Origin of the sequence: Pseudomonas sp. PS01299, from assembly GCF_029960145.1 — a bacterium.
Lineage (GTDB): Bacteria > Pseudomonadota > Gammaproteobacteria > Pseudomonadales > Pseudomonadaceae > Aquipseudomonas > Aquipseudomonas putida_A.
Genome location: NZ_JASCPO010000466.1, coordinates 1 through 1,695, shown reverse-complemented (window position 1 = coordinate 1,695; position 1,695 = coordinate 1). Strand labels below are relative to the sequence as shown.

Here is a 1,695-nt window from a genome sequence, read left to right as displayed (position 1 = left end):
CGTCAGATGTGTATACCCGACAGCCCTGACCCATTCAAACCTCCCGGCCGGCGCTTTTCGCACGCGCCGGACAAAACTGGCCCGACACTTGCAATATTCCTCGTCAACTGTACCTACGATCCCAGTGCAGCGGAGACCGTGTCATGCCTGCGACCCCCAATGTTCTTCTTCAATCTGCCGCCCAGGCCAAGGCGCAAGCCGCCGCCGCGAAAACGCCGGTCATGGCCGCAGACACCGGGGACAAGGCCTCAAGCTTCGCTCAGGTGTTCGCCGATCAAGGCCCGAAAAAGCCCCTTGCGAGCGCTGACAGTTCGTTGAAACCGGCGCGCGACAAGGTTGCCGACAACAGCGACAAGAAAGATTTCGCCAAGGATAAGTCTGCCGCCACGCAACAGACCGTTGCCGATAGCGGCAATGCCTTGCCTGCCGACAAGACCGCGTCGACCACCTCCGATGATCAGGCCGCCGCTGACAAGGCCGCCGCCGATGCTGCTGCCGACAGCGCGCAGACGCCAGTGGCCGACACCACCCCGGTGGATCCGGCGCTGGATCCGGCACTGGCGCAAACCGTGCAGCCGCTGGTGACCGCGCCGGTGGTGGCAGCGCCAGTCGCTGCAACACCGGAACCGGCCAAAACCGAAACGCCGGTCGTGGCCGCCACTTTGGCGCCAGCCGTGGTCAAAGATCCGGCGGCATCAACCGATAGCGCGTTCGACCCGGCGGCCGATCCACTCGACTCGTTGCCGGCGCTGCGTATGGCGATGGAGCAGGGCGGGCACATTTCCGCCAGCAGCCAGGCCCAACCCAAAGCTACACCGGCCCAGGCTCAGGCCGACGGTGAATTGACTGCGGCGCAGAACTTCGCTGCCGGCATGGCGAGCATGCTCGACGTGCAGGCCGACAAGGACAGCACCAGTCAGAATGGTGAAAAGGCCTTCAGCGGCCTGATAGACGATGGCCTGAAAGATCTGAAGGCTGCTACCAGCGACACCCGTGTCGATGATTTCGCCAACCGTCTGGCGGCGCTGACTCAGGCGGCCACTCCGAAAACCGCGAACGCGGTGCCGGTGAATCAACCGATCGCCATGCATCAGAGCGGCTGGACCGAAGAAATCGTCAACCGCGTCATGTACCTGTCCAGCGCCAACCTGAAGGCGGCGGATATTCAATTGCAGCCGGCGGAACTCGGGCGTCTGGATATTCGGGTCAACATGGTGCCGGATCAGCAGACCCAGGTGACCTTCATGAGCGCGCACCCAAGCGTGCGCGAAGCGCTCGACGGTCAGATGCATCGCTTGCGTGACATGTTCACCCAGCAGGGCATGGGCCAGGTCGACGTCAATGTCTCCGACCAGAGCCGTGGCTGGCAGGGTCAGCAGGGTCAGGAACAGGCGCAGCAGGGTCAGAGTGGTCGCACCAGCGCCGCGGGCGGACGTCTGGATTCGGCGGAAGAAGAGCTGACGCCGGCGGCCGTGGCGGAAGCTGCTGCGCAAACCACCAGCGTGATCGGCAGCAGCGCCGTCGACTATTACGCCTGAGCAAAATCAAGAGCCCCTCACCCTAGCCCTCTCCCACAGGGAGAGGGGACCGATTGGGGGATGCTCGCGAAGTACGCCGACCGGATACTTGCGCTGTGAATCCATAATCGACTCGGTCTTTCAGGTCGATGTTTGACGCCTGACACCTCAGTCAGCC

At 63.4% G+C, this 1,695-nt stretch carries 1 protein-coding gene; it reads left to right on the top strand.

Annotation, left to right across the window (positions count from 1 at the left end; translation table 11 throughout):
* Positions 1-143 precede the first annotated feature (143 nt).
* A complete protein-coding gene (locus QMX91_RS31025) occupies positions 144-1,538 on the top strand; it encodes a flagellar hook-length control protein FliK (protein WP_282413900.1) in 1,395 nt (464 codons plus the stop codon).
* The last annotated feature ends 157 nt before the right edge of the window (positions 1,539-1,695 follow it).